Source organism: Belliella baltica DSM 15883, from assembly GCF_000265405.1.
GTDB lineage: Bacteria > Bacteroidota > Bacteroidia > Cytophagales > Cyclobacteriaceae > Belliella > Belliella baltica.
Genome location: NC_018010.1, coordinates 3,045,751 through 3,065,285, shown reverse-complemented (window position 1 = coordinate 3,065,285; position 19,535 = coordinate 3,045,751). Strand labels below are relative to the sequence as shown.

Below are 19,535 nucleotides of genomic sequence, written 5' to 3'. Positions count from 1 at the left end.
TCAAATATATTTTTTTGAACAATACCAATCCGAAAGAATATATATCTGTCAGGATCTGATGTATATCTGTAGGTATTTCGATTAAAAGTGTTGAAAAATACCTGCCTTCTTTAAAAGTTGCGCGAAAGGGAAAGAGGAAGTAATCAATTAGAAAAAGATGAGTAAAGTTGTTAAGGGTTATTCGTTAATGATTAAAAAGTGACTTAGAAGTGAAATTTATAATTCGCCGCCGTTGAACGCTTAACAATTTTAACATTTAACGCACTTATTGATTAGCTTTTATGAATTTATCGATTTATTCGGAATCTGGATCTGAATCTCGGTCCCTGACTCACTAGAAACAACCTCTATAAACTGTTTTTCTGCTCCAAAAATCAAAGCAATCCGTTTGTTGACCAATTCCATGCCTTTTGATTCACGAAGTTGGTTGGTTTTTACCTTTTTGATGCCCACTCCATTGTCCTTTACAGTGCAGCGAAGCATTTGCTCGTCTTCTTTGCTAAATATAATCCGCAGGACAGGGTTCGGATGGTTGTGTGGAAAAGCGTGAACAAACACATTCTCTATTATAGGTTGCAACAGCATAGGAGAGATGTCAACATTCTTGATTTCCAAGCCCTCCTCAACTTCTATAGACCAATCCACGCGGCCTCCCATGCGCTCGTTTTCGATCTCAATATAAGTTTCGAGGTAGTTGATTTCTTCTGACAGGGAAATGTAAGCTTGAGAACTATTGGAAAGTGTTTTTCGGATCAATTTTGAGAATTTCCCGATAAACTCTAAAGCCAAATCCACATCATTATTCAATATATAATACTGAATGGAATTGATGGCATTGAAGATAAAGTGTGGATTCATCTGACTTCTCAAAGCCTCTAACTTCGTCTCGGAGAGTTGCATTTGAATGTCAAGCCTTATAGCTTCTTCCCGCTTTAGTTTTCTAATTCTTGCTTTGTATATCAAAAATGCAAGACCTATTATGAGCATGATAAAAAGTGAGATTACCCATGGGTTTTGATAATAAGGTCTGAGAATTTGTAAATCAAATAGCGTAAATATGGAAGTTTGACCTGTGTATTGGTCATAAACTTCTACTTCAATTTGATAGGTTCCTGCTGGTAAATAAGAAAGAAAAAATTGCGGTTCAGGACTGAAAGGACTCCATTCATCATCATACGTCAAGCGATAGCGATACATGAGTTTCTCCGGATATTTGCTTCCTACTGCTTTGAATTTCAATAGAATCGTATTTTTGTCATGCGGGAGTCTAAGTTGATCGTATTTATAGGTAAACCATGAATAATCTTCTTCAGGGACAGGCTCTTGATTGATTTCAATGTATGACACTGCCAATTGAAATTGATTTGTTTCGGGCTCCAAAATCGAAGGTAGGTGAAGTGTATAATAGCCACGAGTTGTCCCTATGTAAAGCAAATCATCAATCACTTTCGCTGTTTTGAAAAGCATATGAATCAAGCCTTGTTCATCATCGAGCACACTTACATTTCCTTTATGGTAAATATTCAGCCCTTGTTCGGTACCGATCAGCAAGTGATCCTGATAAGATTCAAGAAATAGAACCGTCTTTCCGAGAATTTTATTCCTATCGATGGTTTCTAGAATTTTTAGCCCATTTCGATCCTCAGCCACATAAATCGAATCAAATTCCGTTGCTAAAATCAACTTCCCTTCTTTGGTAATGTGCATTTGCTTGATTTTGGATATCTCAAGTTTTCCAGAATTTTTGTAAGAGTAGAAACCTTCTTTATCATAATGAAATAATCCTTCAAATACTGAAGAGAAATAGGTTTTTCCTCCATATTCCAAAATACGGGTTACATTGGTAGGGGTGTTGGGCTGGTTTTGATAAGGAAAATAGCTGTAATCCATTTGACCTAAATTCTCATAAATACGGACTCCACCATAAGGGTTGGTTTCTATAAATTTCCCTTCTGGGGTAAATCCCATTTTGAATGTATGAACAGGGACGTAAATAAGAATTCGACCAGTAAGATCAATTTGAAAAACCCCAATATTGCTACTGACCCAATAGCTATTTTGATTAAACTTCAATTCGTAAAAAAGGACATCTTCAGCAGCTGTCTGATAGTCCAATTCATAAAAATCATCTTCGTACTTCGGAAGCTTGCTTTTGTTAAGTTTGACATATTCATCTACTACTTTTTTGAGCTCGGATTTACTTAGACTTTTGATCGGCTTACCATCAAAACTTGTGATAGAAAGTCCACCTTCATGGAGAATCGCTTTTTGATTTTTTTCGAATGAAAAATCTAAGACCTCTTTCTCTTCAAAGTTATGATAAATGATATTTTTATCAAGGTTCACAGCATATACCCCGCTATTCAAGGATCCGAGATAAAGCTTCTGTTTATCTGCAAGATATGTCATTGAATTGATGTCTGTTGCATCAACACCGAAAATTTGCGACATGGGTTTCAAAAATTCTTTTTCAAGGGTATAAACGCCTCCATTATTGGCATAAATCCCCCAAGCAGCTAGATAAAATTGATTTGTCCCTGCATTTAAGTAATCCCAAACGATGGACTGACCGAAAGATCGAAGTGGTTTCTTACCCGCAATTAGATCTTTGATTTCAAATTCATCAATATGACCTTTATTACTTAAGTAAATTTGAGACCCATTCAATCCTATGGCATAAATCAATTGATGTTCACTGACTTTCTCGATTTGCGGTTCGATCAATTCAGGATCTAAACGATAAATCCCCATTCCATAGGTCGTATAGTAGAGCATTCCTTCATGCAAAAAGAAACCTGAAATATAACTTTGAGGACTATTTAAGAGACTTTTCTCTAAAGGTTTGATCTTGTCTGTTTCGATATCGATGATAGAAAGACCGTTTTCTGTCCCGACAAAAATCTTTTCCTTGTATGGGAAAAAGTGTCTAATTCTAGCGTCAATTAGACCAGAATCTAATGGAAAAGAAGTGAATCTTTCTCCATCAAATTTGGAAACTCCACCGCCATAACTTCCAAACCACATTTGACCTTTACTATCTTCAGCTATTGCCCAGCAGCTTCCAAAAGCCAAACCATCATCGGTAAAGAAGTTTAGAAATTTACCATTTTCCTTTACGGAAATCCCATTTTCTGTACCAACCCAAAGCAAACCCCTTGAATCTACATATAGCGCTCTGACTGCATTATTTGGCAAGCCATTCAAAGTGGTGTATTGATATGTCGGGTATTGCTGCGCCGTGCTCAAAAAGGGGAGGAGCAGGCAAAGAAAAAAGAAGAACTGAATGATTCTATTCAAAATATTTAAAGATATTAGTCCTCATTCGGATAGAAACTGATATTTTTTCCTCGTTTTTTAAATGGAGGAAGTTATTCTTCTTATCATATTTATCAATAAATTTCCCATTGACCAAGAAACTTTGATGGACTCTTATAAACCGTTCATCGGCCAACTGCTCTTCAATACTTTTTAGGTTTTTGGATATTAAAATTGTTTTAGCGTTTTCGAGATATATATAAGAATAGTTTTTCTCTCCTTTTATATATAAAATTTCATCCTTGTGCAGAAAATGCTCAAATTCTAGTGTAGTAAATTTGACAAGATTGTTATCTTTTTTTTGAGGAATAACCTGATCAAGTTTTGATGACATAGCGGCTTCTTCCTGCCTTGTCTCGAATTTGATCAAGGCTGATTTTAATTCTAGTATTTCTATAGGCTTCAACAAATAGTAAAATGCATCATGTTTGATGGCGCGAATGGCGTGATCGTCATGGGCGGTAGTGAAAATCACTTCGAAATCAAAAGAGCCCAATTCATCTAAAAGATCGAACCCATTTTTTTGAGGCATATTGACATCTAAGAATAGTAAATCAGGCTCTTCATTGCGAATTTTCTCTACAGCTTCATCCACAGAATGACAAGTAGCGATGATATCATACTTCCCAGGAAAAACATGATGAATCATCTTACTTAGCAAATCTTGCGCATGTGTTTCATCATCCACTAAAACAACTTTGTACATCTACATTCCAAATTAAATAATCAATAAAAGAATAGTCTTTTGGGAGTTTTAAAAGCTAAAAAATAAAACTCGCCAGAAACAATGAGCAATTTATAAATTAATAAGTTAAAAAGAATTAATTCAGGTGTTTTTTAGGCCCATATCAATTGCTCCAAAATCTAACCTAAGAATAAAAATAGGTCAACTACTGATATTCAGTTGTTGACCTATTTCTTCTAAAAAAATCTTATATAAGATTTATAAATGGGGATTTTAACAAAAATTATTTCTGCGTAATTCTCGGATTCAACTTTACCTTTTTACCATCCACGTTTCTTCTCATACGCATGTTGATCAACTCTACACTAAGTGAAAAGAAAACAGCAAAATAGATGTAACCTTTTGGAACTTCTACATGAAACCCTTCGACTAACAGCATAAATCCTATCAAAATTAAGAAGGACAAAGCCAATACTTGAAGGGTGGGGTTTTTATTGATAAACTTGCTGATTCTACCTGCAAATACCATCATGACAATCATGGCGATCACAACTGCTATAATCATTACAATGACTTGATCAACCAAACCGACAGCAGTCAAAATACTGTCAAATGAAAATATCACATCCAATAAGATGATTTGAAAAATCACCTGTGAAAGTCCTTTGGCAGAGTTTGCTTTCACCTCTTCTGCTTTTCCTTCCATTTTATGATGGATCTCAAGTGTAGATTTGAAGAGCAAGAACAATCCTCCAAATGCCAAAATCAAATCTTTGCCACTGAGATCAAAATCAAAAAGAGAAATCAAAGGCTCGTTGAATTTGATGATGTAGGAAATTCCTAAAAGTAAACCAATTCTAAAAATCATTGCAAAAGCAAGCCCTAGAACCCTGGCTTTTTCTTGTTGGTGCTCAGGGAGTTTATTGGAGATAATAGAAATGAAAATGATGTTGTCCACGCCTAAGACAATCTCAAGAAATGTCAAAGTAGCTAGCGCTATCCATGTTTCAGTTAATAGGAAAATTTCCATTTAAGAATAAATTTGAATTTTTGATTATGTCTTTAAAACTAAGGAAATTCATTCTGAACTTCCTTAGTTTTTTAAATTAAATTATGCTTAAAACAGCTCGCTTGGGCAAGAGTAAATCCCCTTTCAAGCAGATGCTTTCATCTGTCAAAGCCCAAATTGTTGTTTCAATTTGATAGATATTGCAACTTAAATCCAAAAAGGTCAACTTAACCTTACCGTGTTCTAAGTTACCAAGTGAAAGGGCCTTTTCGAGTTCTCTATCGCGGATTTTGATTTCCAAATCACTTTGAAGAACTTTATCTTTGGGAAACCGAATTTGAATCAGATCTTCTTTCCGAATTATGATAGGTTGACTCATATTGCAATCCGATTAATTTTATGGTGATTTTTTACTATTGACTGCAATGTTGCTTCCCATTTCTTTATGGTAATTGGTTCTCCAACCAAGTCTGAGAAAATTTCCCCATCATAGAATTCCAAATCCCCAATTACTTTTCCATCATAATTGACTAATTGTAAACTTAAAGTATCAATAATTTTTCTGCTGCTACCTTTTGTTCCGATCACTCTGGAAACCTCATGAATTTTCACATGATTAACTTTGTATAAATCAATCAAAATTGGATTGATTTCATTTAAGTTTGAGATATAGATCAGTTTATTTTTTTGTGTATCTATGCCGACAAAATAGCGGTTTCTCCACTCTTCTTGCTCACTTAGATTGAGGTCGTGATTTTTGAGGAACTCAGTTAATTTATTCGACTTTTGAGCCTTTTCTTTTTTTACTTTTTGGCTATTGAGATAAAAGGGGATAGCGAAAGCGATCATGCCAGCTACTGCCATAATTAGTGTAATTATATCGATTTCAAACATTTTCGTAAGAGTTATTGACAGGACGTTTTGCCCATCTTGTTTAGGATTTAATAAAATCTAGTCAAATGACTAGTAGATTGGATCAAGCTTTTAAGCTCAACCGATAGGAAAAATAGGCTTACCAAAAGTAATGCGTAGGAAACTTCAATGCTTTAATATCAAAAATCAAATCAACCTTTTGGCTGATTTTAAAAATTGATTCAATTTGATTTTCATAATGAAAAATATAAGATTTGTAGACATTCCCAAAAAGATCACCACCAGTAAGTGAGCCTTTTGAAGCAACTATCACTAAATGATCGGAGCCAGAAACCAGCAACAAATCACCAGCGTATTCTCCTAGATACGAATTTGAATATAACTCAGCAGACTCTTCAGATTGAACATTTTCAGCAATAGAAAAATAGGGCATTACCATTCCTTGAATCATCAAGGAAATCATAAGTGTAATCCCAATAAATTGCTTAAAATATGGACTCATTTTTAGATGCACTAAGCTTTAAATTACTACTCAAATTAGATACCAATAATCAATATTTTTCGGATAGTATTAAACTATTTTTTTTGCCTTAATTTTTAGCGTTAAAAACTGAGATCAGAATTATTTTTCTGGAGTTCTCAACACCTTGATAAGGAAATATAAAGTAGCTGAAATGACCAATCCTTGAGTGACCACCAACATAATCAACGCAACGCTATTCATAATTTTTCCTTCCTTCTTTTAAACGTTTTTTGTGAGATAAATAGACCAAATAGCAGATAAAGGCAAACAAACTTACCAATAGAACTCTAGCCATATTGATAAAGAAAATTTTCTTTTCAAGGAAATCTATATCTGATTGATTAATAGCAGATTGTAATTGTTCTTTTAAACCATAATTTGTTATGTTTTTGATCAATGAACTGTTGTCCAAAACCCATGTTCCACCATTCAAAACATTTGAAATGCTATCCATCCATTCATTTTGATAGGGTGTGATTAAAGCACTCAAGAATACCATCAACAATAACAAAGGTGTGATGTATTTGATAATGAATTTGTATGCTTGTGGAATCTTAATATCTGAGCCTTCATTGATTTCATTCCAGCCTTTATTGATCCCAAAAACCCAAGAAAACAAAACTGCTTCCAACAAAGCAAATACCACCAAACTGACGGTTCCAGCCCAGTAATCATATTCATCAAAAACGCCATATTGGTAAAGTAAAACGGTAGGTAAACCCATGATCAAAGCCAAAGCTCCAAATGACCAAGCACCTCTCTTTTTACCCCAACCAAATTCATCTTTCATAAAACCCATCCAAGGAGTTCCCATCGCAAGCGAGGATGTTATACCCGCGAAGAATAATAGCCCAAACCACAAGACTCCCGAGAATGCAGCAGCTACCTCACCCCATTGCTGAAAGAGAAATGGCATAGTTTGAAAAGCCATCCCAAAGCCCGCATTTTCCAAAACCCAATCCAATCCCAAGTAACCTGCTGCTATTGGAATCACAATGCTACTTCCAAGAACCACTTCTACAAACTCGTTCATAAAACCAGCAGAAACAGCATTCAAAGCAATATCTTCGTTGGCTTTGATATAGGCAGCATAACATTGAATAGTCCCCATTCCCACTGATAGGGTAAAGAAAATCTGTCCTGCAGCAGCTAGCCATACTTTTGGATTTGAAAGGGAATCAAATTGTGGAGTCCAAAGGAAATTTAAACCGTCCCATGCATTGGCATCGGGAAAAAGCTCAGATTTTCCTGATTCTCCAAGTGTCAAGCCTCTGACAGCCAAAATAACACCGAATAGAATGAGCAAGGGCATTCCAATTTTGGCTACTTTCTCGATTCCTCCTAATCCCTTGGAAAGAATAAATATATTTAATGCTAAGACTAAAATATAGAAGAACACAGCTTCAAAAGGAATTCCTGTACTTGTCGTAAAGATATCAACATAAGAAGTGAAGAATGTGGCTACATCTGATTGGGACATCCCCTCAAATGTTCCGAATACAGCATGTAACACATAAACTAAACTCCAAGATTCTATATAAGTATAATATGCCACCACAGCGATGTTGGTGAAGATTCCAAAAACACCCACATATTTCCATATTTTGGCTTTTCCCATACCATCCATGATGTATGGTGTGCTGTGATTATTGAATTTTCCACCAAATCTACCGGAGGACCATTCGATCAAAAGAAGCGGAATTCCCATCAACAAGAAGCAAATCAGATAAGGGATAATAAAAGCTCCGCCGCCGTTTTGAACAGCTTGAACAGGAAACCTCAGGAAGTTACCCAAGCCAACAGCATTTCCGGCCATCGCCAAGATTAGTCCCAACCTAGAGCCCCAAGCCTCTTTTGGCATTAACTTATTTTCCATAAAGGATAAATTTGAATTGAATCAGATGAAACGATGAAAATTGAGATAAACAAAACCTCATTAGAAATATTGAGGTCTGATAAAACTCAATAAAAGAATAAGTAGGGATGTAAAAAATCAAGAATACTTGAAACAGCCAAAGAGAAAGAGTCAATGACGCCAGAATAAAAGTTTTGTAAAATAGTTTCTCTATGATCAGGATTTACTATTCCTAAACCCTGACTATCAATTCTGTTTTTGGAAAGAAATGAAAATGAATTTACTGCAGGTACAAAAGTTTCTACACGTCCTAATTCAGATTTTATTTCGGACTTAATTAAAAAAAATATTGCGGATTCAGAGCTTTCTAAAGGACAGACTTCAGTTTCATTTTTTGAAACAGTATTTAAAGCCAGTGCTTGAACTCCAAAGAGGACAAAGAGGAATAAGAAAGCGAATTCTGATTTTTTCACAAGTAGCCTATAAATAACCGCATCAAATGTAAATGAATTTTTGACTTATTTATTAAAGTAGAAAAAATATTTCTTAATAGATTTTAAATCTGTTCGATAACAGAATATTTTTAATAAAAAGCCTATTTCGTGTTTTTAAGCATTTCATATTTCTTCTGTTTATCCTTCCATCTTTTCATGGCGTATTGTTGCATATCTTCAACCCGATCTTTTTCATCTACAATTTCAAATCCAAGCAAAGATTCAATGATATCTTCCAGCGTGGTAATCCGAAGATCCCTTCTTACAAACCGATACTCGCTAAAGCTGATATTTCCTCTCTACTCGTAGTAAATTCTGCTTTTTCTCTTGAAAGGAGTTTTGTCAAGATAGAAGAAAGCCAAACCAAAGGATAAGTTATAAAAATCATTGCTTTGATAATTTTAGAGGAAATGCCAACTAATTCTCTGCTATAATTTGCTCCCAAGGTTTTAGGTATAATTTCAGTAAGTACTAAAATCAGTATTGTCAAAACAGGATATCCTTTTAAACTCGTGTGAATCTTTGATTCTTTTAACTGAGTAGGTCGTAGAAATAATTAAGTATATTTGACACTGTAAACAAATCTAGATTTTGTTTTTGCCTAATGCCCAACCAAGTCGATTAATATACAATGAAACTAACTTACTTATTCATCACCTTATCAATATTACTTTTTTCTCAAAATATTTTTGCACAAGAAAAAACAGACCAGCCTTTTAATATCATTGAAATAGGGGAGGTGAGGGTTTTTGGTAAATCGATTGATAAACAAACTCGCTGTGTACATTGGCATTCTGACTTGGATATTATTGCCATCAAATTCAAGTGCTGCGACAAATACTACCCTTGTTTTTCTTGCCATGAGGAAGAAGCGGACCACAAGCATGCAGTTTGGCCAAAAGGAGAATTTGATGAAAAAGCAATTCTCTGTGGTGTCTGCAGACATGAATTAAGCATCAAAGAATATATGGCTTCAGGTAATACTTGCACAAATTGTAAATCAAGTTTCAACCCAGGCTGTAGCAATCATTATCATTTATATTTTGAGACTGATAAGAAAAAGGTCGGTAGGAACGAGTTAAATCCATAAAAACTCACCCTTGATTTTCAAAGGTTAATGTAATTTTAGTTCCAATTCCTGCTTCACTTTCAATTTCAAGAAAGCCTTTATTTTTTTCAACATATCCTTTGCAAAGCGATAAGCCTAGCCCTGTGCCTTTTTCGTTGTTTGTACCAATCTTGGAAATCAAAGTCTGTTCATTAAGTCTTTGAAGCGTTTCGGAATCCATTCCAATACCATTGTCCTCTATAGAAATGATAATTTTACCTTTGTCTTTTGAAGCGGAACAAGATATTGCCCCACCTTTTTTTGTGAATTTAATGGCATTAGAAATCAGATTTCTTAGTGAGATTTCAATCATTTGCTTGTCAGCGAACAATTCTAAATTTTCTTCAACATCTAGCTTAAAATCAAGTTGCTTGAAATCTATAGCATACTGTAAACTTGCCAAAATTTCATTAAATAATTGCTTCAAACTAAACTTATTAGGTTGAATGGATTCTCCTTCTTTTTGGCTCAGCGCCCAGTGCAAAAGATTTTCTAAAGTGACACCTACTCTTTTGATTTCAGTACTCAAGTGCGGCATGATTTCACTCAGTTCATCGACATCTAACTGTTTTTCAGTGATCAATTCAGTTGTAGAAATCAAGGAATTAACTGGTCCTCTTAAGTCATGACCTATTACGCTGAAAATCTGATTTTGATGATCGTTTAGTTCTTTAAGGTTTTTTGCAAGCTTTTCAATTTCTTTATTTTTTGAAGATAGAATTTGATTTTTTTCTTTTGACTTTTTTAGATTTTTAGAAACGAAAACAAATAAAACTATTACGGTTAGGATCAAAAAAATGAGCTGTCCTATAATCAAGCGCTTCTGTTGATTACTTTTTTCAATATTCTCCAATTCCAAATCGAAAATTGCCTTTTCATTTTCAAGTTCTTTTTTTGCTTCAATTCTCGCTATTTCAAGCGTTTGTTCTTTTTGTCGCAAAGAATCTTTGTAACTATAGTGTTTCTTTAAATTACTTAAAGCACTCTTTAAATCGCCAGTATCTTCTTGAAGTGCCGCAACGGTATGATAAGAATCTGAAATATTAAAAATAGAGCCTGAAGTCAAAGCATTGGAAAGCGATTTTTCACCAAATTCAAGAGCTAAAAAAGGATTTTCTGTGACTACATAATATTTAATTTGACTGGTATAAGCATAAGATAGTGCTTCAAAATCAGTGGTCTTTTCGGCAGCTAAAAGCCCTTTGTCAAAATATTTTTTTACAGAATCAAGTTGTCCATTAGCACCAAATTGATTACCAAGATTTAAGTATGCATTGGAAATGTAGGCATGCTCCTCTGTTTTTTCAAGGTCTCTAATTGCTTCATAATAAATTGGTAAAGCAGCCGAAAATGATTCAACCCGGTTGAGTGCAATGGCTTTATTTAATTTATAATTTGCAATATTCGATATACTTTCATTTTCATCAGAAAGATCAATTGCCTCTTGATGATATTCTAAAGCCTTTTCAAAATCCTGCTCCCTAAAGTATATCAAACCAATATTATTGCTTGTGCTAGCAGATTTATTAAAAAGCTTTTCCTTTTTGTAAATTTCTTTTGCTTGCAAATAATAATCAATCGCTTGACCATGATTTGATTTTTGGTAATGGTAAACCCCAAAATTTGTCAAGCTTTGAGCAATACCTTCTTGGTAGTTTATTTTTTTACTTGCCTGCAAGGCTTTGCTTGCAAAGATGAATAAAGAATCAGGGTAGCTCCCTTTCAAAGAAAAAGCATGATTATTCACAAAATCAATTTCTTCTATTGTTTGAGGGACTTTTGTCTTTAGTTGAATTTCATTTTGGATAGAATTTGCTTCTGAATCATAATTTGAAAAAAGAAGGAGCAAACAAAATAGGGAAAAGATTTTCAAAGTCATTTGGAGGAGAATATTATCAAAAAACTAAACTACAATAAAATAAGTAGTAAACTAAAATCAGGGAGGATATTTGTGGAATTTCATTATTTCGCAAAGGTCGCACTATCCCTTACTTTGGTACTACTTTGATACTACTTTGCTACTACTTTGGTACGGCTTTGCTATAGGGGGACGGTAAGGAAATTGATAGTGGGATTCTACAATTAAAACATCTCATGCGTTTAAACTAGAAATTATATTTTTTCAATATTCTTGATCAAACAGCGTTCATTTTTGTTCATCCGTGGGAATTCAAAAAAATACCTTGATTAATTTTTCCCATCTCTTTACGATTTTTAAGGAGTTAAACATTTGCTTGGACTTGACACGGACTTACCATGGATTTGCCCTTCGCCAACTAAATTACTTCAAGAATTAGGCGGTAGTTCTCTCTTGGGTGCTGTTGCGGTGGTGTGCTTTATTTTGCTTTTGTTGCCCTGTTTTTTTGGCAGGGCAGGAATCTATCCTGCACCTGCTTCTTTCATCAAGTTATAAAATATGGCTTGTCTGGCAGTATCAATCATCTTTAGTGTGACTTTGATTTTTTGCTCGTTGGTATCGAGTAGTTGAAGGGCTTGAATTGCCTTTTGAAATGCCTGGGGTTTGCAGCTTGCTTTGGTAGAGCTTTCACGGATCAGCTTTCGGATTTCATCAATAGTCACAAATGGAATTACAGAGCCTTTCAGGAGATAGTGAAATGATTTTGACCTCCACAATCCAAAGCAAAGCCAAAAGAGAAATTCCCTGTCCTCTTGGTTGTCGGTGAGGCAAACAAAGCAATTCGGGCGAGCGTTGTTGAGCGGTTTCCCGCTGTTCAATCCTTTATTCAGGATAAAGAAGTGCGGCTGTTGGTAGCTGCTTTCCAGTCGGTGGGTTTTGATGCGAAACGATTTCATACAGTGAGCCATTAAAGTTTTGCTCGCTGCGCTTCGCACACATTTTTTCAAAAGAGAAAAGAAAAAAGGGAAAAAAAGAAAAGAGAAAGCTCTTAAAAAGGCGGGCGGAGGTCGGCTGTCAAGGTTTTTGGAAAAAATACTACCCGAAGGGTGGAGATTTTTTTCAAAACCCGTAGGGCTTGACCTTGACTGTCCGAAAGTGCGGTTGGCATGTGCTAACCCGCCTATCTTTGCTTTTCTCTTTTTAAAATTTTCCCTTAACGAGTAAAAAAAAGAGCCCCCTAAAAAGGAAGCTCTGAAAGGCACAACTCGAACCAAAAGACACGCAGCGTATAATCAGTGATACCGAAACGCTGGACGCCTGCATGGAACGGACGACCTGAGGTGCGAACGCCCGCCAACAACCACCGGCTGCCGAAACGGACTCTGAATAATAACTTAAACATAATGCCCTCACACTACAGGACGGTGCGATTGATGCAAGGGCTGTGGGAAAAAAATACTACCCGTAGGGTGGAGATTTTTTTTCCAAACAGGCGTAGCGAACCCTTGCAGCTCTCGCATCCGCACGCCTGTACCTTTGCTTTATGTTTGAGTGATTATTGACTATTTATGGCTGTTAAATGCCAATACTTTGCACCAATAATATTCGACTTATAAGTCAATACATCAATAGGAATCAGAAAAAGAGAATTGAAGGATTTTAATTCAGCTTGCACAGCAACTCAATTTCGATACGTCTTTTCCGAAAGTTATTGCTGCTAATTTTATGCCTTCTCCCAGAGTCAAATAAGGGTAGAAACTGTCTGCTAAGTCTTTCACTGTTATTCTGTATTTGATTGCCATACTTAATTGTTGGATGAGTTCTCCACCTTCGGGTGCGACTACTCTTGCGCCTATAAGTTTGTCAGTTTCCGAGTTACGAATGAGTTTGATGAAACCCCTTGTGTCGTTGGCTGCTATGGCTCTCGGTACGTCTTTCAATTCCAATTTTGACACTTCAAACGGAATGCCTTTTGATTCTGCCTGTGCTTCATCTAAACCTGCCCCTGCAATTTGTGGGTCAGTAAACACCACCCAAGGTAAAGAAGAATAATCGGCTTTATTATCTGTTCCTGAGAACGCATTTTCAACGGCAATTTTACCTTCAAAAGCGGCTGTATAAACAAATGCAGGGGTGTTGGTTACGTCACCTGCTGCGTAAATGTTAGGTAGATTGGTTTCCATTTTTTCATTTACAGCGATATGTCCGCTTTTGGTGAGTTCCAAACCAATGTTATCTAACCCTAATTGGCTTGTATTGGCTTTTGTGCCTGTGGCAATTACTACCTTACCTTTTTCTATAATTTGCGTAAATGAACCGTCAGGACATTTACAGTGAATGATGGTTTCATTCCCTTGTTTCTCGAATTTCACGGCTCTGAAATTAGGTAAGATTTCAATGCCTTCTTTTCGCATTTGGGTTTCCAATGCTTCACTGATGTCTGGGGTTTGTGTCCGTAGAACACGGTCGGTAAATTCAATGATTCGGACTTTAACGCCTAAACGATTGTACGCCATTGCAATTTCCAAACCTATGTAACCTGCTCCCATAATGGTCAGGCTTTCGGGTTTTTCTTCCAAGTCGAAAAGGGAAACGTTGGTCAAGTAGTCAATTTTGTCCAATCCTTCAATAGTCGGAATGTTGGTCGTAGCTCCCGCAGCAATTAAAAATTTGAAGGCTTTGTATTCCTTGCCGTCAACCAAAATGGTTTTGTTGTCTTTGAATTTTGCCCAACCTTTTAGCATAGTCAGGTTTTCAAAATCGCTTACCACATCCATATATTTTTTCTCTTGAAGTGTGGCTACTAATTTTTTCTTGTCTTTGATGATTTGAGCGAAATCAATATCAACTCCTTTTGGCTTGATGCCTTCAAAGTTGGAATGTGTAGCGTGATAAGCCGACTCGCCTGCACGAATAAGATTTTTAGAAGGCACACAACCCACGTTGACACAAGTACCGCCAAAGTCCAAACCACCGTTTACCATTAAGGTCGTTAAACCTAAACTTTCGGCTTTTATAGCTGCCGAAAATGCAGCCGAACCGCCACCGATAATGATTAAATCAAATTGATTATTCCTACTATTTCCATTTTCAGAAATTTCACTTTTTACACGATAGTTTTTTGTGCCGTTAATGGTATTGATGATTTCTTCTTTACTTGTTTTGGTAGGGTCAAAAGAACATTCACAAGTAGCTTTTGGGTAGCTCACATTGGCTTCTTTAACACCCTCATTTTGTGAAAGCATTTTTTTTATTCCTGTGGCACAATGGTCGCAGGTCATACCTGCAATTTCCAATTTTATTTTTTCTTCTTTCATCTTATTTTTTTAATTTATTTAGGACTATACTTAACAACATTTCATTCCTATGTTTTTAGGCTCAAAGAAATCCTCAAGCGTCAATATTTTTCCATCAGGATTATTTTTTAACCATTGTTTTGCTGTTCTTTCGCTTGCAAAAAATGAAACGTGATTACATAGCGACCCTTTAATATTGCAGGTGTCAACAGATTCTAACCAAGAAATAAATAAAGGATAAGGAGTTGTCCATAATAGCTGACCTCCGTTTATTTGTAATTCGATGGGAGAGTTATCAATCGGGTCAGTTGAATGAACATTGGCTTCTACACCTAACCATTCAGCAAACAGAATGGCATCTACTACACACCATGTGTATAACATCTTACCATTTACAATAAAGCGATGTTTGGTAGGAACTGTAGATAGACCAGAAAATGCAATAATATTTCCTTGTACATCGGTTTCGCCCAGTTTATTCAAAATAGCGTCCGCTTTATCTTTGGACACTTTTATTAGTTTATAAAATCTGTTTTTAGATATAGAACTGCCTTGCATCAATTCTTGAAATATTCGTAAAATAAAATCGCTATTCTTTATCTTAAATTCAGAAAAAAGAATGTCGTTTAATTGACCGTCAATATATTTTCGTTGATTTTTCATAAGTTTTCTATTTGGGGTTTTACTGCAAACATGCTTTACTTCCTATAATATCGCCATCTGATGCACTCCAGATATAAGAAAGACCATCTCCTGTTGCTGTAGCTGTTACTTTTGTGGTTGCCCCAATCGCAATGGTGCTTTGTTCCGCACTCAAATCTGTGTAAGAAATGGTCGAAGTACCTGTTGGGGTGGAAGAATTAGTACCGGGAGTTGAAGAATTTGTTGGTTTTACTTCCGGTTCCTGTACTTCTTTATTACAACTAGCTACTATCATCCCGATAGTAACAATGCCTAAAATTAATTTTACAGTTTTCATATTATTTAGAATTTTCTTTAATGATTTCGGCTTTATAACCTGTTTTTTCAATTACTTTTATGATAGCTTCAGGATTTGTTTTGCTTGGGTCGTACTGGATAGTTGCCAAATCGCCCGGATATTCCACTTTGTGTTCTATAATGCCGTCCACTTCTTTGAGGGCATTTGAAATGTGGTTGGAACAACCTGCACAAGTCATTCCCGTGATTTTCAGTTTCAGGGTTTTACCTTCTTGCTGGGTTGTATATGCCGTTTGTGCTTTACTGTCAGTCGGTTTGCAACATTTAGCATTGACCTGAGCTATTCCAATTAGAAACAAAGCACTCAATAGAATTAAATTCTTTTTCATTGTATAATTATTTAATTAAGTTCTTAAATACGAGAAGCAAAAAAATACTATTTCTTGCCAACCACTTTATAACCTGTACCGTTGATGGCTTCTTCAATTTGAGCAACGCTCACTTTGGTTTGGTCAAATTCTACTTTGGCAGTCGCTTCTTCATAAATTGCATCTACCTTAACAATGCCTGGTAATTTGTTCACGTCATTTTCTACGTGCGAAGCACAACCATTGCAAGTCATTCCTTTTACATCAAAAGTTACTGTTTGGATGTCAGAAGCATTGACGATTACAACTTCCTTGTTGTCGTTTGAAGGATAGAAAATGTGTGCGTAGTTCGGAAAAGCGAGCATCAAGGCTGCAAATACGGTTACAATTCCCAAGAATGTTTTGGTCTGCATAAAGGGTTTCTTTTCGTCTTCTTCGCAATCACATTGAATTTCTTCGGCTGTTCGTGGTTTAAGTTTCTGATACCAAGCAAAACCCAACACCAAAACAGTGATACCGATTAGATAAGGTCTTGCTGGTTCCATACACGAAAATGTAGATGCCACTCCTGACGCTCCTGAAATAAGAGCCAATACAGGTGTAATGCAGCAAAGTGATGCTGCTACTGCCGAAAGCACTCCCGCTCCGACAAGTCTGTTGTTTTTCTTGTTCATACTGTTTCCTTTTTTGAATTGTTTATGATGTGTTTAAAAAATGGACGAAGTAAAGTAAGTTGCTCCTGTTTCAAAGAGTAGAAAATGGTTTGTCCTTCTCTTCTACCTTCAATGATGTTTCCGTCTTTTAGTTTTCTGAGGTGTTGCGAAACGGCAGGGATGCTCATTCCGAGAATGTCTGAAAGGTCGCAAGGACAAAGTTCGTTTTCTTCTTCTAAGAGAAATAAGATTTTCAACCTTACTTCGTTTCCCGCCAATGCTAAAAGTCCACTCAGTTGGCTGAATGCCTTGTCATTGGTTTGAAGTATTTCTCTACAATTGTCTATTTGAACCTTGTCGGCAAACACTCTGATACACGATTGATTGTTTTCCATAATCTTCCTGTTTGGGATTTAATAACGCAGCAAAGATACAAATAGTTTTCTTATTTAAGCAAATACTTAATAATTACTCTATGAGCCTTTGCTTTTCTCGGGAGAGGTGGAAACGCAGGTAAACCAAGGCGAAGCCATTTCTGCGAGCCGCCTGCGAGCGGAGCAAGGGTGGTGGCTGCAAAAGCCCGAAGAATGAGGGCGGCAGACGCCTACCGTTTACGGCAGGGCTGGCGTGTTTTTTTGCATCAGGGTCGGCAAAGGCAAGGGTAGCGACTGAACGGAACGAAACGATTGTTGGAAAGGAATGGAGCAATAACTGCCTGCAATAGCATTGGTAGGGTTTGTATTTTTTGACTGTAGTACAAACCCATTGGAGGAGGATTGCAGGCAGATTGCGGAATGACGGTGCGATGGTTCGTGTAGTGAAGTGAAAGAGCTACTCTTGCGAGCGGTGCTGAAAGTGGCTGAGTTGAAGGAATGAGGAACGAATGACTGAAATGAAGCGACTGAAAGCACATTGGGGAAAGCAAAAAACATGACAGCCCGATCAGCCCGCAGCGACCCGCAGGCGAGCAAAAACAATAAGCAGCGGCAGACCCCCAATTAAAAATATTGTGAGTGTAGCGAACACCTTAGAAGGGGTTTGGGGGGATGAAGTAGCTGCGAGTGAGGAAGGAGAGAGTGTGTGAAGCAAAACAAGTGAACGGCAGGTGGCGAGCACCCACTGGAGCGCAAGACACCTGGTAAGTGAACGGTATATGCAAGGAGGATAAAGCCAAGCCCACGCTTCAATCAGGCTCCTTCGCTAAAACAATTCACTGAATTGTTTTTTAACGCTCGGCCCTCCTTGCAGATATGTTTTGCGGAACAAAACGGAACGACTGACGAACACCGCTTTACCTGCGTTGGGGGGTGCGTTGGGAAAAGCAAGTGTGGCACGGTATGGAATGTATCCCGATAAGGATCGGGAGGAATGGAATAACGGGCTACTCTTGCTGTGCGGTGCTGGAAGTGGGTGAATGAAGAGAGTGAGGCACGAACGAACGGAATGAACCTACTGGAAGCACATGGGATTAGCAGGAGGGGTTTTTAGGGCATCAGTTCTATAAAAACCCTTCCGTAATAAAAAGCAACAAACAATAAAGCACTTCCACTGATAATTTGAATGCTGCGTCTGAGCCATGTAAGCTGAGCCAGACGTGATACTGCACCGGCAAACAATCCAACTAATAAAAATGGTAAGCCTCTTCCCAAGCCGAAAGAAAAAGCGAGGGTAAGCCCATAAAAAGGATCTGCGGTAGCGGCAGCAACGGATAACAACAGTAGTAACGGAGCAGCAGAAGTACCGAGGCTAAAAATAAAGCCATATAACACGGAACCTCCTATTCCTGGCTTCCGAATCGATGCCAGTTTTGTCACATTTAATCGGGGGCCATAGAAAGCGGCAATAGCTGCGATAATGGAAATAATAACCATAGCTAAAGCCCAATAGAGTCCAAAGGTTTCGGATAATATAACTCCAAACCTGCCTGCCAAAGCACCTAATAAAGTCAGGCTTAGTACAATTCCAAAGAAAAAAGCACCTGCAATTAAAAAACCATAGCTAGCTCTTTTTTCGGAATTGCTGCTAACTAAACCTGCCATGCCCAATCCTACAGGTAGCGTACAGGGACAAACCCCACTGGACACGATTCCTGCCAAAAAAGCAATGGTAAAGCTTAATAAAGATACTTCAGAAAGATCTCCTCCAAAATTTTCAAAAAAACTTTCCAGTGTCATTTCGTATCCTTTTCAGTTATTGGTTCACCTGCTTTATACCCAATTTCATTGATAGCATCCCGAATTTGTTGGGGAGAAATTTTACCTTCCTCATAAAAAACAGTGGCATTTCGATGCTCAAGGCTTACTTCCACTTCCTCTAGGTCTTCCATGGAATTAAGCTTCTTTTTTATACTTGCAACACAAGCATTGCAGGTCATACCTTCAATAGGGATAGTCGTTTTAGTAAGGTTTTGGACAGAACTTTTTTGCTCAGTCTGTTCCTGCTTTTTTTCGTTTTGCGAGTTACAGGCAGAAGCAAGGAGAACAAACAAAGAACAAAAGAAAAGTAAATGGATAAACCGATTGATTTTCTTTGCTTTTAGGTCGTTAATTTTATACATAA

The 19,535-nt window shown here is 36.9% G+C and carries 20 protein-coding genes; 1 reads left to right on the top strand and 19 read right to left on the bottom strand.

What is annotated here, in order from left to right; genetic code table 11:
- Positions 1 to 279: 279 nt before the first annotated feature.
- From BELBA_RS13965 to BELBA_RS19990, 9 genes are all read right to left on the bottom strand, one after another.
- Entirely contained in the window at positions 280 to 3,297 is a 3,018-nt protein-coding gene (locus BELBA_RS13965; RefSeq protein ID WP_014773340.1) for a sensor histidine kinase, read from the bottom strand.
- The gene (locus BELBA_RS13960; RefSeq protein ID WP_014773339.1) at positions 3,290 to 4,021 is read right to left on the bottom strand and encodes a LytR/AlgR family response regulator transcription factor; all 732 of its coding nucleotides are present in this window, start codon (positions 4,019 to 4,021) and stop codon (positions 3,290 to 3,292) included. Before BELBA_RS13960 ends, BELBA_RS13965 begins: the two co-directional genes overlap by 8 nt.
- 262 nt (positions 4,022 to 4,283) lie before the next feature.
- The gene (locus BELBA_RS13955) at positions 4,284 to 5,030 is read right to left on the bottom strand and encodes a TerC family protein (RefSeq protein ID WP_014773338.1); all 747 of its coding nucleotides are present in this window, start codon (positions 5,028 to 5,030) and stop codon (positions 4,284 to 4,286) included.
- A 76-nt stretch (positions 5,031 to 5,106) separates the two neighbouring features.
- Positions 5,107 to 5,388 carry a hypothetical protein gene (locus tag BELBA_RS13950; protein ID WP_014773337.1) on the bottom strand — a complete coding sequence of 94 codons (282 nt, stop codon included), beginning with the start codon at positions 5,386 to 5,388 and terminating at the stop codon, positions 5,107 to 5,109.
- The gene (locus BELBA_RS13945; RefSeq protein WP_014773336.1) at positions 5,385 to 5,903 is read right to left on the bottom strand and encodes a hypothetical protein; all 519 of its coding nucleotides are present in this window, start codon (positions 5,901 to 5,903) and stop codon (positions 5,385 to 5,387) included. Before BELBA_RS13945 ends, BELBA_RS13950 begins: the two co-directional genes overlap by 4 nt.
- A gap of 118 nt (positions 5,904 to 6,021) precedes the next feature.
- On the bottom strand, positions 6,022 to 6,384 hold the full coding sequence (locus tag BELBA_RS13940) for a hypothetical protein (protein ID WP_041779381.1): 363 nt from the start codon (positions 6,382 to 6,384) through the stop codon (positions 6,022 to 6,024).
- A gap of 214 nt (positions 6,385 to 6,598) precedes the next feature.
- Positions 6,599 to 8,281, bottom strand: coding sequence for a sodium-dependent transporter (locus BELBA_RS13935; RefSeq protein ID WP_157466101.1), 1,683 nt, complete (start codon positions 8,279 to 8,281; stop codon positions 6,599 to 6,601).
- Between the two features lie 86 nt (positions 8,282 to 8,367).
- The gene (locus tag BELBA_RS13930) at positions 8,368 to 8,733 is read right to left on the bottom strand and encodes a hypothetical protein (RefSeq protein WP_014773332.1); all 366 of its coding nucleotides are present in this window, start codon (positions 8,731 to 8,733) and stop codon (positions 8,368 to 8,370) included.
- A gap of 283 nt (positions 8,734 to 9,016) precedes the next feature.
- A complete protein-coding gene (locus tag BELBA_RS19990; protein ID WP_211208390.1) occupies positions 9,017 to 9,244 on the bottom strand; it encodes a CNNM domain-containing protein in 228 nt (75 codons plus the stop codon).
- Between the two features lie 141 nt (positions 9,245 to 9,385).
- On the opposite strand from BELBA_RS19990, the gene BELBA_RS13920 reads away from it, so the two are divergent.
- On the top strand, positions 9,386 to 9,844 hold the full coding sequence (locus BELBA_RS13920) for a CHY zinc finger protein (RefSeq protein ID WP_014773331.1): 459 nt from the start codon (positions 9,386 to 9,388) through the stop codon (positions 9,842 to 9,844).
- A gap of 4 nt (positions 9,845 to 9,848) precedes the next feature.
- On the opposite strand, the gene BELBA_RS13915 is transcribed toward BELBA_RS13920, so the two are convergent.
- The 10 genes from BELBA_RS13915 to BELBA_RS19120 form a co-directional block, all read right to left on the bottom strand.
- Complete coding sequence (locus BELBA_RS13915; protein ID WP_014773330.1) at positions 9,849 to 11,741, bottom strand: tetratricopeptide repeat-containing sensor histidine kinase; 1,893 nt, start codon at positions 11,739 to 11,741, stop codon at positions 9,849 to 9,851.
- A gap of 500 nt (positions 11,742 to 12,241) precedes the next feature.
- Entirely contained in the window at positions 12,242 to 12,676 is a 435-nt protein-coding gene (locus BELBA_RS19375) for a DUF6943 family protein (protein ID WP_014773329.1), read from the bottom strand.
- Between the two features lie 708 nt (positions 12,677 to 13,384).
- Positions 13,385 to 15,037, bottom strand: a complete 1,653-nt coding sequence (gene merA / locus BELBA_RS13905) for a mercury(II) reductase (RefSeq protein WP_014773328.1) — start codon at positions 15,035 to 15,037, stop codon at positions 13,385 to 13,387.
- 30 nt (positions 15,038 to 15,067) lie between these two features.
- Positions 15,068 to 15,679, bottom strand: a complete 612-nt coding sequence (gene merB / locus BELBA_RS13900) for an organomercurial lyase (protein ID WP_014773327.1) — start codon at positions 15,677 to 15,679, stop codon at positions 15,068 to 15,070.
- 19 nt (positions 15,680 to 15,698) lie between these two features.
- The gene (locus BELBA_RS13895) at positions 15,699 to 15,995 is read right to left on the bottom strand and encodes a hypothetical protein (protein ID WP_002978236.1); all 297 of its coding nucleotides are present in this window, start codon (positions 15,993 to 15,995) and stop codon (positions 15,699 to 15,701) included.
- Position 15,996: 1 nt separating this feature from the next.
- Complete coding sequence (locus BELBA_RS13890) at positions 15,997 to 16,344, bottom strand: heavy-metal-associated domain-containing protein (protein ID WP_014773326.1); 348 nt, start codon at positions 16,342 to 16,344, stop codon at positions 15,997 to 15,999.
- Between the two features lie 47 nt (positions 16,345 to 16,391).
- Positions 16,392 to 16,997 carry a mercuric transport protein MerTP gene (gene merTP, locus BELBA_RS13885; RefSeq protein WP_014773325.1) on the bottom strand — a complete coding sequence of 202 codons (606 nt, stop codon included), beginning with the start codon at positions 16,995 to 16,997 and terminating at the stop codon, positions 16,392 to 16,394.
- A complete protein-coding gene (locus BELBA_RS13880) occupies positions 16,994 to 17,371 on the bottom strand; it encodes an ArsR/SmtB family transcription factor (RefSeq protein ID WP_014773324.1) in 378 nt (125 codons plus the stop codon). Before BELBA_RS13880 ends, merTP begins: the two co-directional genes overlap by 4 nt.
- A 1,089-nt stretch (positions 17,372 to 18,460) precedes the next feature.
- The gene (locus tag BELBA_RS13875; RefSeq protein WP_014773323.1) at positions 18,461 to 19,150 is read right to left on the bottom strand and encodes a cytochrome c biogenesis CcdA family protein; all 690 of its coding nucleotides are present in this window, start codon (positions 19,148 to 19,150) and stop codon (positions 18,461 to 18,463) included.
- Complete coding sequence (locus BELBA_RS19120; protein WP_014773322.1) at positions 19,147 to 19,533, bottom strand: heavy-metal-associated domain-containing protein; 387 nt, start codon at positions 19,531 to 19,533, stop codon at positions 19,147 to 19,149. Before BELBA_RS19120 ends, BELBA_RS13875 begins: the two co-directional genes overlap by 4 nt.
- Positions 19,534 to 19,535 lie beyond the last annotated feature (2 nt).

Bases quoted from the DNA above. Each gene is read 5' to 3' on its own strand.
- BELBA_RS13960 (WP_014773339.1), bottom strand. From the start codon at position 4,021: ATGTACAAAGTTGTTTTAGTGGATGATGAAACACATGCGCAAGATTTG.
- BELBA_RS13955 (WP_014773338.1), bottom strand. From the start codon at position 5,030: ATGGAAATTTTCCTATTAACTGAAACATGGATAGCGCTAGCTACTTTG.
- BELBA_RS13950 (WP_014773337.1), bottom strand. From the start codon at position 5,388: ATGAGTCAACCTATCATAATTCGGAAAGAAGATCTGATTCAAATTCGG.
- BELBA_RS13945 (WP_014773336.1), bottom strand. From the start codon at position 5,903: ATGTTTGAAATCGATATAATTACACTAATTATGGCAGTAGCTGGCATG.
- BELBA_RS13940 (WP_041779381.1), bottom strand. From the start codon at position 6,384: ATGAGTCCATATTTTAAGCAATTTATTGGGATTACACTTATGATTTCC.
- BELBA_RS13935 (WP_157466101.1), bottom strand. From the start codon at position 8,281: ATGGAAAATAAGTTAATGCCAAAAGAGGCTTGGGGCTCTAGGTTGGGA.
- BELBA_RS13920 (WP_014773331.1), top strand. From the start codon at position 9,386: ATGAAACTAACTTACTTATTCATCACCTTATCAATATTACTTTTTTCT.
- BELBA_RS13915 (WP_014773330.1), bottom strand. From the start codon at position 11,741: ATGACTTTGAAAATCTTTTCCCTATTTTGTTTGCTCCTTCTTTTTTCA.
- BELBA_RS19375 (WP_014773329.1), bottom strand. From the start codon at position 12,676: ATGAAATCGTTTCGCATCAAAACCCACCGACTGGAAAGCAGCTACCAA.
- merA (WP_014773328.1), bottom strand. From the start codon at position 15,037: ATGAAAGAAGAAAAAATAAAATTGGAAATTGCAGGTATGACCTGCGAC.
- merB (WP_014773327.1), bottom strand. From the start codon at position 15,679: ATGAAAAATCAACGAAAATATATTGACGGTCAATTAAACGACATTCTT.
- BELBA_RS13895 (WP_002978236.1), bottom strand. From the start codon at position 15,995: ATGAAAACTGTAAAATTAATTTTAGGCATTGTTACTATCGGGATGATA.
- BELBA_RS13890 (WP_014773326.1), bottom strand. From the start codon at position 16,344: ATGAAAAAGAATTTAATTCTATTGAGTGCTTTGTTTCTAATTGGAATA.
- merTP (WP_014773325.1), bottom strand. From the start codon at position 16,997: ATGAACAAGAAAAACAACAGACTTGTCGGAGCGGGAGTGCTTTCGGCA.
- BELBA_RS13880 (WP_014773324.1), bottom strand. From the start codon at position 17,371: ATGGAAAACAATCAATCGTGTATCAGAGTGTTTGCCGACAAGGTTCAA.
- BELBA_RS13875 (WP_014773323.1), bottom strand. From the start codon at position 19,150: ATGACACTGGAAAGTTTTTTTGAAAATTTTGGAGGAGATCTTTCTGAA.
- BELBA_RS19120 (WP_014773322.1), bottom strand. From the start codon at position 19,533: ATGTATAAAATTAACGACCTAAAAGCAAAGAAAATCAATCGGTTTATC.